At 73.3% G+C, this 13,314-nt stretch carries 12 protein-coding genes; 1 reads left to right on the top strand and 11 read right to left on the bottom strand.

Annotated elements, in window-relative coordinates; translation table 11 throughout:
• Window positions 1-22: 22 nt before the first annotated feature.
• Complete coding sequence (locus tag ACZ56E_RS31825; protein WP_362987947.1) at window positions 23-1,306, bottom strand: adenylosuccinate synthase; 1,284 nt, start codon at window positions 1,304-1,306, stop codon at window positions 23-25.
• Between the two features lie 176 nt (window positions 1,307-1,482).
• Between ACZ56E_RS31825 and ACZ56E_RS31820 the strand changes: the two genes are divergently transcribed.
• Window positions 1,483-2,349: a diacylglycerol kinase family protein gene (locus ACZ56E_RS31820; protein WP_471219466.1), complete on the top strand. Its 867-nt coding sequence runs from the start codon at window positions 1,483-1,485 to the stop codon at window positions 2,347-2,349.
• 52 nt (window positions 2,350-2,401) lie between these two features.
• Here ACZ56E_RS31820 and ACZ56E_RS31815 read toward each other — a convergent pair whose 3' ends face one another.
• From ACZ56E_RS31815 to ACZ56E_RS31770, 10 genes are all read right to left on the bottom strand, one after another.
• The gene (locus ACZ56E_RS31815; protein WP_471219464.1) at window positions 2,402-3,646 is read right to left on the bottom strand and encodes a cytochrome P450; all 1,245 of its coding nucleotides are present in this window, start codon (window positions 3,644-3,646) and stop codon (window positions 2,402-2,404) included.
• A gap of 35 nt (window positions 3,647-3,681) precedes the next feature.
• Window positions 3,682-4,359 (bottom strand): response regulator, encoded by a 678-nt coding sequence (locus ACZ56E_RS31810; protein ID WP_468608143.1) that lies wholly within the window; start codon window positions 4,357-4,359, stop codon window positions 3,682-3,684.
• The gene (locus ACZ56E_RS31805) at window positions 4,356-5,696 is read right to left on the bottom strand and encodes a sensor histidine kinase (protein WP_471219462.1); all 1,341 of its coding nucleotides are present in this window, start codon (window positions 5,694-5,696) and stop codon (window positions 4,356-4,358) included. Before ACZ56E_RS31805 ends, ACZ56E_RS31810 begins: the two co-directional genes overlap by 4 nt.
• A 108-nt stretch (window positions 5,697-5,804) precedes the next feature.
• On the bottom strand, window positions 5,805-6,473 hold the full coding sequence (locus ACZ56E_RS31800) for a response regulator (RefSeq protein WP_471219460.1): 669 nt from the start codon (window positions 6,471-6,473) through the stop codon (window positions 5,805-5,807).
• A complete protein-coding gene (locus ACZ56E_RS31795) occupies window positions 6,470-7,837 on the bottom strand; it encodes a sensor histidine kinase (RefSeq protein WP_471219458.1) in 1,368 nt (455 codons plus the stop codon). The genes ACZ56E_RS31800 and ACZ56E_RS31795 overlap by 4 nt, the downstream gene beginning before the upstream one ends.
• Window positions 7,838-7,847: 10 nt before the next feature.
• Window positions 7,848-9,056 carry an acyltransferase family protein gene (locus ACZ56E_RS31790; RefSeq protein WP_471219456.1) on the bottom strand — a complete coding sequence of 403 codons (1,209 nt, stop codon included), beginning with the start codon at window positions 9,054-9,056 and terminating at the stop codon, window positions 7,848-7,850.
• Entirely contained in the window at window positions 9,049-10,002 is a 954-nt protein-coding gene (locus tag ACZ56E_RS31785) for an alpha/beta hydrolase (RefSeq protein ID WP_471219829.1), read from the bottom strand. Before ACZ56E_RS31785 ends, ACZ56E_RS31790 begins: the two co-directional genes overlap by 8 nt.
• Before the next feature lie 217 nt (window positions 10,003-10,219).
• On the bottom strand, window positions 10,220-11,098 hold the full coding sequence (locus tag ACZ56E_RS31780) for an alpha/beta hydrolase (protein ID WP_471219454.1): 879 nt from the start codon (window positions 11,096-11,098) through the stop codon (window positions 10,220-10,222).
• 90 nt (window positions 11,099-11,188) lie between these two features.
• Window positions 11,189-12,391 (bottom strand): kynureninase, encoded by a 1,203-nt coding sequence (gene kynU / locus ACZ56E_RS31775; RefSeq protein ID WP_471219452.1) that lies wholly within the window; start codon window positions 12,389-12,391, stop codon window positions 11,189-11,191.
• A complete protein-coding gene (locus tag ACZ56E_RS31770; RefSeq protein ID WP_468090668.1) occupies window positions 12,384-13,256 on the bottom strand; it encodes a tryptophan 2,3-dioxygenase family protein in 873 nt (290 codons plus the stop codon). The genes kynU and ACZ56E_RS31770 overlap by 8 nt, the downstream gene beginning before the upstream one ends.
• Window positions 13,257-13,314 lie beyond the last annotated feature (58 nt).

Here is a 13,314-nt window from a genome sequence, read left to right as displayed (position 1 = left end):
ACTCGTGCGACCGGTGGGCCGATCAGACGAACGAGTTGATCTCGATCGTCTCCGTGCGGCCCGGGCCCACGCCGATCGCGGAGATCGGGGCGCCGGACATCTCCTCCAGGGCCTTCACGTAACCCTGCGCGTTCTTCGGCAGGTCGGAGAAGGTCTGGGCCTTGGTGATGTCCTCGGACCAGCCCGGCAGCATTTCGTAGATCGGCTTCGCGTGGTGGAAGTCGGTCTGCGAGTAGGGGAGCTCCTCCACCCGCTTGCCGTCGATCTCGTACGCCACACAGACCGGGATCTGCTCCCAGCCGGTGAGGACGTCGAGCTTGGTGAGGAAGAAGTCCGTCAGGCCGTTCACGCGGGTCGCGTAGCGGGCGATCGGGGCGTCGAACCAGCCGCAGCGACGGTCACGGCCCGTCGTCACACCGCGCTCGCCGCCGATGGTGCGCAGCGCCTCGCCGTCCGCGTCGAACAGCTCCGTCGGGAACGGGCCCGCGCCGACGCGGGTCGTGTACGCCTTCAGGATGCCGATGACGCGGCTGATCTTCGTCGGTCCGACGCCGGTGCCGGTGCAGGCGCCGCCGGCGGTCGGGTTCGACGAGGTGACGAAGGGGTACGTGCCGTGGTCCACGTCCAGGAGCGTGCCCTGGCCGCCCTCGAACAGGACGACCTTGTCGTCGTCGAGCGCGTTGTTGAGGATCAGCGTGGTGTCGGCGACGTACTGCTTGATGTTCTCGCCGTGCTCCAGGAGCTGCTCGACGATCTGCTCCGCCTCGATCGCGCGGCGGTTGAACACCTTGGTCAGGAGCTGGTTCTTCTGCTCCAGGGCCGCTTCGACCTTCTGCTGCAGGATCGACTCGTCGTAGAGGTCCTGCACGCGGATGCCGGTGCGGTTGATCTTGTCGGCGTACGTCGGGCCGATGCCGCGGCCGGTCGTGCCGATCTTCCGCTTGCCGAGGAAGCGCTCGCCCACCTTGTCGACCGTCACGTTGTACGGCGTGATGATGTGGGCGTTTCCGCTGATCAGGAGCTTCGACGTGTCGACGCCGCGCTCGTTCAGACCGCTCAGCTCGGAGAGCAGGACCGACGGGTCGACGACGACTCCATTGCCGATGACAGGCACACAGTCCGGGGAGAGAATCCCGGAAGGGAGGAGGTGCAGCGCGTACTTCTGGTCGCCTACGACAACCGTGTGGCCGGCGTTGTTGCCGCCCTGGTAGCGCACTACATAGTCCACCGAGCCACCGAGCAGGTCAGTGGCCTTTCCCTTGCCTTCGTCACCCCACTGAGCACCGAGCAGCACAAGTGCGGGCACAGGCGTACACCCCTTCCGGGCGGGGCATGTCCAAGGTCAGGGGCCGTAGCCGCCGTATGGGTGTGCCTTGGATGCTGCCCCGGAATAGACGAAGCCCCTGGCGCAATAGCGCAAGGGGCTCTTGCACAAAGATGCTACCCGAGGTCTCAAAGAACGGCTAAAAGAAAGGGCGCACGTTGTCGGCTCGCGACCAGCTTCTAGTCGTCATCGACCCGGTCGCCCGGCGCACGGACGGTGAGTCGGTACGGATCGCGAAGGACGTACTCAGTGCGGGTGCCGCGGTCCGTTTCTGTCTGCCCGAAGGCCCCGAGGACTTCGCGAAAGCCCTGGCCAGACGGGGTGCCCGGCGTCTCGTGGTGATCGGGGACGACCGGGCGCTGCTGCGGGCGGTGGGGGTGCTCCACCGGGAGCGCGACCTCGCCGGATGTGTGCTTTCCGTCGTGCCTGTGGGCGCCTCGCAGACGCTCGCGCGGGGGCTGGGAGTGCCCGCCGGGGCGGTCGCCGCGGCGCGGGCCGTGCTGGAGGGGGCCGAGCGGCGGCTCGATCTGCTCGTCGACGACAGCGACGGGGTCGTCCTCGGCGATCTGCGCATCCCGCCCGTGGGGGCGTCGGCCGTCGCCCGGGGTTCCGCTGTCGGCGCCGCGACCCGCGTGCCCGCCGGGGCCGCCGCGGAGGGGCACGCCTGGCTGCGGACCTGCCAGTCCATCGTGCGGACCCTCGCCGCCCGCCCCGCGCGGCCCGCGGCGGCCGACGGGCGCTCCCCGGCCCGGCTGCGGGTCGAGGCGGACGGCGTCACGCTGGTCGACCTGGACCAGCCGGTCGAGACCGTGCACGTCACCGCGGGGCCCGGCGGCCTCGCCCAGGTGGAGGTCAGGCCGACCTCGGTGGGCGCGGAGGCGGCGCCGGTGCGGGTGCGGGCGCGGACGGTGACGGTGTCGGGGGCGGACTTCCGGTACCGGGCGGACGCGGTGGTGGCGGGCCCGGTGCGGACGCGGACCTGGACGGTCCATCCGAAGGCGTGGCGGCTGACGCTGCCGCGGTGAGGTGTGGGGCTTGCGCTGGCCCGATGAGGCGTGGGGCTTGCGCTGGCCCGGCTCACACCTCGACCAGGAGTTCCTTGAACCCCCGGATCACGAAGTTCGGCCTGCGTTCGGGCTCCGCGGCGAGGCGCAGGCCCGGGGCCCGGCGCAGCAGCGCACCGAGGGACGCCGTCAGCTCCATGCGGGCCAGGGGTGCGCCGATGCAGTAGTGGATGCCCGCGCTGAAGGAGATGTGCGGGTTGTCGCGGCGGGCCAGGTCGAGGGTGGCGGGGGCGTCGAAGACGGCCGGGTCGTGGTTGGCCGAGCCGAAGAGGAGCGCGAGCTCCGAACCGCGTGGGACCGTCACTCCGCCGATCTCGATGTCGTCGAGGACCCAGCGCTCGAAGAGTTGCAGGGGCGTGTCGTGGCGCAGCAGCTCCTCGACGGCCGTGGGGGTCAGTCCGTCCGGGTCCGCGCGCAGGGCCGCCAGCTGGGCGGGGTTGCGGAACAGCGCGTACCAGCCGTTGACCGTGGCGTTCACCGTCGCCTCGTGGCCCGCGTTGAGCAGGAGCACACAGGTCGAGATCATCTCCTGCTCGGTGAGCGCATCGCCCTCGTCGTGGGCCGCGATCAGCGCGGAGAGCAGGTCGTCGCCCGGCTTCCTGCGGCGTCCCGCGATCAGCTCCGTGAGGTACGCGGTGAATTCGAGGGACGCCCGTACCGCCCGCGCCGCCGTCTCCTCGGACGGGTGCAGCTCGTACATGCCGCAGATCGCCGCCGACCAGGGGCGGAGGAGGGGCCGGTCGCTCTCCGGGATGCCCAGCAGCTGTGCGATGACCGCCACGGGCAGCGGCTCGGCGACGCGGGCCGCCAGGGCCCCGCCGCCGTCCGCCGCCAGGCCGCGCGCCAGCCGGTCCGCCAACCCGTGGACGTATGGCCTCAGTTGCTCGACGGTGCGGGGCGTGAACGCCTGGGAGACCAGGCGGCGGATGCGGGTGTGGGCGGGTGCCTCCAGGTCGAGCATGCCGTTGTCGTTGAGGACGTGGAACGGCTCGTGCTCCGGGGGCGGGGCCTCGCGGCCGAACTCCTCGTACGAGAAACGGTGCAGGTGGGTGCGGCCCAGGCGGCGGTCGCGCAGGAGGGCGGCGACGTCCGCGTGGTGCGGGACCAGCCACTGGCCGGTGGGCGCGTAGTGGTGGACCCGGCCGCTCTCCCGCAGGGCCGCGTACGCCGGGTACGGGTCGGCCAGGAAGGCGGGTGACGAGGGGTCGAAGGGGGCGTCCGCTTCGTCGGGGGCGTCGGCTGCATCGGCTGCGTCCATGCAGGGACGCTAGGTGCTCGCACCCCCTCGTGGCACTACCCCGGCGTGACCAGCCTCGCCTCGTACGCGAACACCGCGGCCTGCGTGCGGTCCCGCAGGCCCAGCTTCACCAGGACCCGGCTGACGTGCGTCTTGATGGTGGACTCGGCGACCACGAGACGGGAGGCGATCTCCGCGTTCGACAGGCCCTGCGCGATGAGGACGAGCACCTCCGTCTCGCGCTCGGTGAGCTCGCCGTACTGCTGTGCCTGGACGGCCGACGAGAGCCGCGGCGCCTCGGCCAGCTTCGAGAACTCCGTGATCAGACGGCGGGTGACGGTCGGTGCGAGCAGCGCCTCGCCGGACGCCACCACGCGTACGCCGTCCGCCAGCTGGCGGGCCGACGCGTCCTTGAGGAGGAAGCCGGAGGCCCCGGCGCGCAACGCCTGGTACACGTACTCGTCGAGGTCGAAGGTGGTCAGGACGAGCACCTTGCACCCGTCCGTGCCGCCCTCGGACGCGACGATCTCGCGGGTCGCCTCGATGCCGTTCAGCTCCGGCATGCGGATGTCCATCAGGACCACGTCGGGCGCGAGCTCGGCGACCTTGGTGACCGCCTCCCTGCCGTTCACGGCCTCGCCGATCACCTCGATGTCGGGCATGGCGTTCAGGAGGACGGAGAAGCCCTCGCGGACCATCATCTGGTCGTCGGCGATCAGGACCTTGATCGTCATGCGTCCTCTCCCGCCGGGTCGAGGCGGTCCGCGAGCGGCACCGGCAGGAACACCGTCACCTCGTAACCGCCCTCGGCCGTCGGCTCCGCCGTCATCTCGCCGTTCAGCATCGTGACGCGCTCACGCATCCCCGTGATGCCGTGGCCCGCCCCCGGGGACGGCTTGACCAGGCCGGTCGCCGGACCGTTCACGATGCGCAGGCCCAGGCCGCCGAGGACGTAGCCGACCTCGACGCGGGCGGCGGCGCCCGGCGCGTGGCGCAGGCTGTTGCTCAGCGCCTCCTGCACGATGCGGTACGCCGACAGCTCCACGCCCTGCGGCAGCTCGCGGACCGCTCCGGTGACGACCTTGTCGACGGTCAGGCCGGCCTCGCGGACGTTGGCGAGGAGCCGGTCGAGGTCGGCGAGGGTGGGCTGCGGGGCGTCCGGCGCCTCGTAGTCCTCCGCCCGTACGACACCGAGGACGCGGCGCAGCTCGGTGAGCGCCGACACCGCGTTCTCGCGGATCGTCACGAAGGCCTGCTCCAGCTCGGGCGGCGGGTTCTCCACGCGGTAGGGCGCGGCCTCCGCCTGGATGGCGACCACCGACATGTGGTGCGCGACGACGTCGTGCAGCTCGCGGGCGATGGTGGTGCGCTCCTCCAGGAGGGTCCGCTTGTCGCGCTCGATGGCGGTGACGGTGCGCTGCACGGTGACCTCGCGCTGCGCCTCGCGGCGCACGTGGATCACGGTGGTGACGAGCAGGGCGAGCGCGGAGAAGAACAGCATCATCGGGGCGTCGGAGGAGCCGGGCGAGCCGAGACCCACCTCCATGACCACTCCGAACGCCGCTGTGGCGAGCCACATCCACGCGGCGGTGCGCGGGCCGTTCCTGGCCGCGACGACGACCATCACCACGATGTGCGCGAAGAACGCGGAGGGCGTCCACGGCCAGCCGTCCCAGGTGTTGCCGAGCACCGCGGTGAACGGGGTGGAGGCCAGCGAGACCCAGAAGGCGCCGACCGGCCTGACCAGGGTCATCAGGACGGCGGCCGCCGGGATGAAGCCGGTGAGGAGGTGGGAGAGCTCGTTGCCGCCCAGGCCCACCTGGTAGGCGATGGACATCGTGATCAGGGCCGCCACGACCACCAGGACGTGCGGGGCCCAGACCGCGTGCCCGCGTATCCGCTTCGGCAGGAGGCGGGCCGTCAGCCCCTCCGTCGTCCTCGGCGGCAGCATCCGGTAGGCGAAGGCGTCGCGGAACAGCGCCTCGCGCAGGCCGCCGAAGGCCTCCCGCACGAAGTGGAACTCGGGGCTCTGCCGGCCTCTGGCCTTGAGCTGCTCAGTCGTATCGGTCACGTCTACGAAGGTACGGGGGCGCGGCCGGGCGGTCGTCCGCACCAGGACGGGTTCGGGAAGGTCCGTCGCAAGTACTACTCGGGGCCCTTGTCGGAGGCCTCAGAGACCTCAGAGGCCTCCCGACGGACGGACCACCCCCGACTCGTACGCGAACACCGCCGCCTGCGTGCGGTCGCGCAGGCCCAGTTTCACCAGGATGCGGCCGACGTGCGTCTTCACGGTCTGTTCGGCGACGACGAGCCGCGCCGCTATCTCCGCGTTCGACAGGCCCTGCGCGATCAGCGCGAGCACCTCCGTCTCGCGCTCGGTGAGGTCGCCGACGCGGGACCTGAGCGGGCCGCGCGGGCCGCCGTCCAGCCGGGAGAACTCGGCGATGAGGCGCCGTGTGATCCCCGGCGCGAGCAGCGCGTCGCCCGCCGCCACCACGCGGACCGCCTCGGCGAGCTGGTCCGCCGACGCGTCCTTCAGCAGGAAACCGGAGGCGCCAGCGCGCAGCGCCTCGTACACGTACTCGTCGAGGTCGAAGGTGGTCAGGACGAGCACCCGCACCTCGGGCCGGGCGGCCGTGATGCGGCGGGTCGCCTCGATGCCGCTCAGCTCGGGCATGCGGATGTCCATGAGGACCACGTCCGGCACGAGCTCGGCAACCTGGGCGACCGCGTCCACGCCGTCGACGGCCTGGCCGGTCACCTCGATGTCCGGCTCCGCGTTCAGCAGGACGGAGAAGCCCTGCCTGACCATGATCTGGTCGTCGGCGATCAGGACCTTGATGGTCATGGTGCGGTCTCTCCGTGGGTCGGCCGAGCGGTGGTGGGCGGGGTGTCGGTCGGCAGGGCGTCGGTCGGTGGGGCGTCGGTCGGCAGGAAGGCGGCGACCTCGTAGCCGCCGTCCGGGGTGGGGCCTGTGACGAGGTCGCCCCCCAGCATGGCCGCCCGCTCCCGCATGCCGAGCAGCCCGTGGCCCGCGCCGGGCGAGGGCGGCGCCGCGCCGCGCGCGCCGGAGTCGGTGACGCGGACGCTCAGCCCGGCCCGTGTGTACGCGAGACCGATCCGTACCGTCGAGCCCGGCGCGTGCCGGATCGCGTTGCTGAGCGCCTCCTGCACGATGCGGTACGCCGACAGGTCCACGCCGGGCGGCAGCGGGCGCGGCTCGCCCGCGCTCTCGCGGTGGACGGTCAGTCCGGCCGCGCGCGCGTTGTCGACGAGGCCGTCGAGGCGCTCCAGGGTGGGCAGCGGGGACTGCGGCGCGGCCTCCGGGTCGTCGGGGTGCTCCGAGCGCAGGACACCGAGGACGCGGCGGAGTTCGGTGAGGGCCTCCAGGGCGTTCGCCCGGATGCCCGCGAGGTTCTCCCTGAGCTCGTCGGGCGGGTCCTTCACCAGGTGCGGGGCGACCTGCGCCTGGATGGAGATCACGGACATGTGATGGGCGACCACGTCGTGCAGCTCGCGGGCGATGCGGCTGCGCTCCTCCAGGAGCGTGCGGCGGGCCCGCTCCTCGGCGGTGAGCGTCTCCTGCTCGACGAGCCGGCTGCGGGCCTCGCGGCGGCCGCGCAGCAGCGTGCCGATGAGGGTGACGGCGCCGAAGACGACCGCCGAGAGCGGCACCGTGGTGTCGTACGCGCCGGGGTTCATCGTCTGTTGCAGCAGTCCGGGCACGCCGACGCTGAGGGCGCAGGCGGCCCAGGCGGCCCGGGGCGGCAGCCGCAGGGTGAGGAGCAGCAGCACCGTGGCGTGCGCGACGAGCGAGGGCGGGCCCCAGGGCCAGGGTTCGTGCTCCTGGTCGGCCGGCATCGCCGTCAGGGCGGCGGCCGAGACGTTCGCCCCGAGCGACAGCCACCACGCGGGGACCGGGCGCACCAGTGCGAGCAGGAGCGCCGCGGTCTGGCCCAGGGACAGGAACGAGCCGACCGTGTAGCCGAGCCGGTAGCGGGCGGACAGCTGGTCGAGGTTGCCGAGCAGCGTGCCGACGGCGATCCACACGATCACGAAGTGCGGCAGCCAGCGGAGCAGCCGCGGCCGCCAGAGCGGCGGCAGCGGCATCGGCGCGGCCGTCCACAGCTCCTTGCACAGGGCCCGCACTCCGGCCGCGACGGCCCCGTCGAACCGCTCGCTGTCGCCGCGCCCGCGGCCGTCACCCTCCACAAGATCAACCCTAGGCACGCGGCACCGCCTCCGCTCCCCCGCCTCCGGTGCCGTGCCGCACCCGGCGGCCCCCTCCCTCGTACGTCCGGAACGCCGCCCAGCACACCGCGAGCCCCAGCGCGAACACCGGCAGCCAGCCGAGCCGGGCGAGCACCCAGCCCGGCCCGTCCGGCACCGTGTGCAGGCCGGGCAGCGGGCCCCCGCCGAAGAGGCTCCCGGGGAGCAGGCCGAGCGCGGTGACCGCCATCAGTGCCGTCTGGTGCCAGAGGAATATCGTCATCGCGGAGAGGTTCACGAGGGCCACCGCGGCCCAGGCCGCGGGCCGCCGCAGCCACCGCGCCAGCGGCTCCCGCAGCAGCAGGGCCAGGCCGCACTGGGCGAGACCGAAGGTGACGGCCGCCAGCGTGGGCGGGTTCAGGTTCGACATCGGCTCGCCCGGGACGCCGACCATCGAGGCGGGATAGCCGGCCCACAGGACGAGACCGGCGGTGGCCGCCGCGCCGCCCACCAGCAGCACCCGGCCCGAGTGCCGCGTCAGCTCACCGCGCGCCCAGGCCGCGCCCAGCGTGTACGGCACGAGCCAGCCCGCCGCCAGGTTGACCCAGCCGAGCCAGGCGGGGCCGCCGAAACCGAACCGTACGAGATCCACGTGGAGAACGACGGCCAGCGGCCACAGCGGGTTGAGCCGCCGCACCAGCGGGGTCGCCGCGGTGAGACCGGCGAAGGCCAGCAGGAACCACAGGGGTGACAGCGCCAGCTTCACCAGCGTGTGCACCGTGTCCGGGGCCGCGCCCGACAGGACAAGGCCCGCGCCGACGGCGGTCCACAGCGCGAGCACCGCGGCGACCGGCCGGAAGAGGCGGCCGATGCGGGCCGTCAGCCACGGGAGGTACCCGGTGCCGCGCGCCCGCGCCGACGCGTAGCTCTTCGCCGCCACGTGCCCGCCCACCAGGAAGAACACGGCGAGCGTCTGGAGGACCCAGGAGACCGGCGCGAGCCACGGCATGTCCTTCAGCGGGCTGGCGGCGCGCAGCGTGCCGCCGTCCGACACGAGGGCGGTGACCAGCCAGTGGCCGCCCACCACCCCGAGGATGGCGAAGGCCCGCAGGGCGTCGACGGCACGGTCACGGCCGGGAGGCGTGGCGGCGTCGACCCGCTCGGCGAGTCGGGACAGATCGGGAAAGGGCAGCTTGAGACCTGGCAGCCGACGCTCACGCATGAGTGACCTCCGGGTGATCGCCGCGCACGATCCGTGCGAGGTTGCCGAGCGCGACCGAGCCCGGCCTGAGGTAGTCGCTGTGGCCGCCGTCGCCCGCCGCGAAGACGCGGGCGCCGAAGCCGGCGGAGACCGGGTCGGTGCCGAAGCCGACGGTCGTGCCGAAGACGTCGGCGCTGGTGTGCGGCACGTCGGCGATCCAGTCGGCGGCGCCCCGGCCCGCCCAGATCCGGGCCCGCGTGTGCAGCTCCTGCGCGTCGTCGACGCCGGTGCCGGGACTGCCGTATAGCGCGATGTCGGCGACGTCCAGGCCGCGCGGCCCCGAGGCGGCACTGCCGCACACCACCGAGCCGTACGAGTGGCAGAGCAGGGACACGCGCGCGTGGGCGTTGATGCCGCGCAGGCCGTCGACGAAGGAGCGCAGTGCGGGCGCCGCGTCGTCCGCGCGGCCGGTGGTCAGGACGGCGGGGCTGACCGTGCCCGGCGTCTCGTAGCCGAGCCACGCCACGACGGCCGTGCGCGGGCCGAGCTCCGCGTGCAGGGCGAGGGCGCCGGACCGCAGCCTGCCGTACGAGTCGAGGGACGTATCGGAGCCCGGCACCAGGACGGCGACGCGGTCCGCGCCCGCCAGGTCGCCGACGACCTCGGCGGTGCGGCCGGTGCCCCGCCCGTCGAAGGCGAGGAACTGCCGGCCGGGCGAGGCCATGGCGCGCAGCGCGGCGGCCCGGTCGGCCGCGCCGTAGCCCTCGGCGAGGGAAGCCGCCTCGGTGGCGTTCGCCCGGTTCGCCGCGTACGCCTCGGGGAGCGTCGCCGCCGTGACGCGGCCCAGCGCGGCGGGCGCCGGGGCCGGGATCTCCGGGCGAGCGGCGCCCGACACCGGGACCACCACGGCGGCGGCGACACCGAAGGCCAACAGGGTGCGGCGCAGCCGCCCGGCCCGGATCCTCATCGCGTCCATACCTTCCGCTTCCGTGCGGGCCGGTGCTCCGACTCGCTCTCACGGAAAGGAAGTTATGGATCGGGCGCTGTCGCCCACATCACGCTGGGGTATACAGCGGCGGGGTAGCTCTCAGGTACTACGGGTATCCCCAGGGATGATCGAAACGTCGCCCGCAGGCGCGTAGAGCATCGCCCGCAGGCGCGTCGGAGCACCGGCCGCAGGCGCGTCAGAACGCCAGTTGGGCGATCTCCTCCGCGACCACCGCACACGCGTCCGCCGCCGGGTCGATCAGCGGGAAGTGGCCCACGTCCTCGAGGAGCGTGAGCCCCACGACCTCGCCCGCCTTCGCGGCCGCGTCGGCGTACGCCTCGGCCACCGCCTGCGGTACGACGATGTCGGTGCGGCCCTGCACCACGGTCGTGGCGATGCCCGTCGGGAGCAGCGCGGCCGGGTCGGCGTACGGCAGCCGCTCCTCGAACCGGTCGCCGCCGCCCAGGAGTTGCGCCGACGCGCCGTCGCAGACCGCCAGCTCCTCGGCGGCGCGGAAGTCCGCGATCGGCGCGAGCGCGACGACGCCGCGCAGCGGGGCCGGGCGGTCGGTGCGCCACGGCGCGTCGGCGGGCAGGACGTGCCGGGCGGCGGCCCACAGCGCGAGGTGGCCGCCCGCCGAGTGCCCGGTCACCACGGTGCGGCGCGGGTCGGCCGACGGCAGCGCCTCCCGTACGAGCGAGGGCAGCGCGTCGAAGAGGGCGGCCACGTCGTCGAAGGTCTCGGGCCAGCGCCCGGCCACCGGGCGCGTGCCGCCCTGCGCGGGGATCGGACTGCCCCTGCGGTACTCGGCGTTGGCCACCGCGAAGCCCCGGCGGGCGAGGAAGTCGGCGAACGGCGTGACGTGCCGCCGGTCGTAGGGCGCGCGCCACGCGCCGCCGTGCAGCAGGACGACGAGGGGCGCGGGGATGCCCACGTCGCCCCTCGGCGCGTAGAAGTCGACGATCTGGTCGGGGTGTTCGCCGTACGCGGCGGTGGCGTCCGGCTCCACGGCGGGATGCGAGAAGGCGGCTTCGGCCTCGGCGGCATCGCGGGCCACGGCGGCGTCGTCCGGCATGCGGCAACCTCTCAACAGCGGTACGGCTGGCGGGCTCGCCCCCGCCGCTCCGGGACACGGAGCGGCGGGAGCAAGATCCGCCGGACGTTATCAGCCCAGGGTCTCCGCGAGGACACGAGCCGCCCGCTCGGCGTCCGCGAAGGACACGTACAGCGGTGTGAATCCGAACCGCAGCACGTCAGGGGCGCGGAAGTCCCCGACGACGCCCCGCTCGACGAGGCGCCGCATCACGTCTCCCGCGTCCTCGCAGCGCAGCGCGACCTGGCTGCCGCGCTCGGCGTGCGCGGCCGGGGTGAGGGACTCGACCCTGCCCTGCGGCACGTACGCGCCGACGCACCGCAGGAAGAAGTCCGTCAGGGCGAGGGACTTGGCGCGCACGTCGTCGACGGACACGCCGTCCCAGACGTCGAGCGCCGCTTCCAGGGCGAGCATCGACAGGATGTCGGGCGTGCCGACGCGCCCGCGCAGCGCCCCGTCCGCCGCCTCGAACGCGGGCCGCATCCCGAAGGGCTCGGCGTGCGAGTTCCAGCCGGGCAGCGGCGAGTCGAAGCGGGGCTGGAGGCCTTCGCGTACGTAGAGGTAGGCGGGCGAACCCGGGCCGCCGTTCAGGTACTTGTAGGTGCAGCCCACCGCGAGGTCCACGCCGTGCGCGTCCAGGCCGACGGGCAGCGCGCCCGCCGTGTGGCACAGGTCCCAGACGACGCGGGCGCCCGCCGCGTGGACCGCCGCCGTCAGGCCCGGCAGGTCGTGCAGGCGGCCTGTGCGGTAGTCGGCGTGGTTGAGCAGGACGGCGGCGGTGCGCTCGCCGAGTACGCCGGGGACGTCGCCCGGGGCCACCGGTATCAGCCGGCAGCCGGTGAGGCGGGCCGCCGACTCGGCGATGTATCCGTCCGTGGGGAAGGTCGTGGCGTCGACGACGATCTCGTCACGCCCCGCACGCCCCTCGTGACCTTCCCTCGCCATGCGGACCGCCGCCACCAGCGCCTTGAAGACGTTGACGCTGGTCGAGTCGCCGACGACGATCTGGCCCGGCGCGGCGCCGACCAGCGGGGCGATGCGGTCACCGATGCGCTCGGGCGCGGTCCACCAGCCGCTCTCCTCCCACGAGCGGATGCGGAGCCTGCCCCACTCGTGGGTCATGACCTCGGCGAGCCGTCCCGGCACGTGCGCGGGCAGGGCGCCCAGCGAGTTGCCGTCCAGGTAGACCGTGTCGTCGAGGACGAACTCCTTGCGCTTGGCGGCGAGTTCGTCGCGGGAGTCCAGCGCCTCGGCCTCGCTCCGCAGGTCAGACATGGCTCCTCGCAGTCCACAGCTCGGGGAACACGTTCTTCGACGCGCGCTTCTCCAGCCAGGCCACACCGGCCGAGCCGCCCGTGCCCGTCTTGGCGCCCATGGCACGGCGGGTGGCGACCAGATGGTCGTTGCGCCAGCGCCAGACCAGCTCGGCGACGTCCGTCAGCGTCTCGCCGAGGCGGGCCAGGTCGGCGTGCTCGTCACCGGAGTAGAGCTCGGTCCAGACGGCCTCGACCTCCGGCGACGGCTCGTACTTCTTGGACAGGTCGCGCTCCAGGACGGCCGCGGGGACGGCGTACCCGCGCCGCGCGAGCAGGCTGAGCACCTCGTCGTAGAGGCTCGGCTCGTGCAGCGCCTTCTCCAGCTCCGCGTGGACGCGGGGCGCGCCCCGGTGCGGGACGAGCATGGACGCGGACTTGTCGCCGAGCAGGAACTCCATGCGGCGGTACATCGCGGACTGGAATCCCGAGCCCTCGCCGAGCGAGCTGCGGTAGGAGTTGAACTGGGCGGGCGTGAGCTGGGCCAGCGGGCGCCAGGAGGCGTTCAGGGCCTCCAGCTCGCGCAGGCTGCGCTTGAGCGCGTTCTGCGCGGTGGGGATGTCGTCGCGCCGCAGGGCGTGCGCCGCGGTCTCCCACTCGTGGACGATCACCGTGAACCACAGCTCCATGACCTGGGTGGTGACCAGGAAGACCATCTCGCCGGGGTCGTCCGAGCGCAGGTGCTGCAGATGGGTGAGGACGTCCGCCTGGACGTAGTCCTCGTAAGGGGTGGTGCCTGCGAAGTCGAGGTTCGGGCTCTCCGCCTCGTGGACCTCGGTGGACGCCGCGCGCTCCTCGGGGGATGCCTCATGCGTCTCTGGGGACATCGCTGTCTCCTCGATACGTACTCCGGGTAGCGGTCCGCCCCTGCCGTTACCGGCACGG

The sequence above is a fragment of the Streptomyces sp. NPDC039480 genome, from assembly GCF_055597165.1.
This window is presented reverse-complemented; position numbering and strand designations above follow the sequence as displayed.

Bases quoted from the DNA above. Each gene is read 5' to 3' on its own strand.
- ACZ56E_RS31810 (WP_468608143.1), bottom strand. From the start codon at position 4,359: ATGACGATCAAGGTCCTGATCGCCGACGACCAGATGATGGTCCGCGAG.
- ACZ56E_RS31785 (WP_471219829.1), bottom strand. From the start codon at position 10,002: ATGAGGATCCGGGCCGGGCGGCTGCGCCGCACCCTGTTGGCCTTCGGT.
- kynU (WP_471219452.1), bottom strand. From the start codon at position 12,391: ATGTCTGACCTGCGGAGCGAGGCCGAGGCGCTGGACTCCCGCGACGAA.
- ACZ56E_RS31780 (WP_471219454.1), bottom strand. From the start codon at position 11,098: ATGCCGGACGACGCCGCCGTGGCCCGCGATGCCGCCGAGGCCGAAGCC.
- ACZ56E_RS31800 (WP_471219460.1), bottom strand. From the start codon at position 6,473: ATGACCATCAAGGTCCTGATCGCCGACGACCAGATCATGGTCAGGCAG.
- ACZ56E_RS31770 (WP_468090668.1), bottom strand. From the start codon at position 13,256: ATGTCCCCAGAGACGCATGAGGCATCCCCCGAGGAGCGCGCGGCGTCC.
- ACZ56E_RS31790 (WP_471219456.1), bottom strand. From the start codon at position 9,056: ATGCGTGAGCGTCGGCTGCCAGGTCTCAAGCTGCCCTTTCCCGATCTG.
- ACZ56E_RS31815 (WP_471219464.1), bottom strand. From the start codon at position 3,646: ATGGACGCAGCCGATGCAGCCGACGCCCCCGACGAAGCGGACGCCCCC.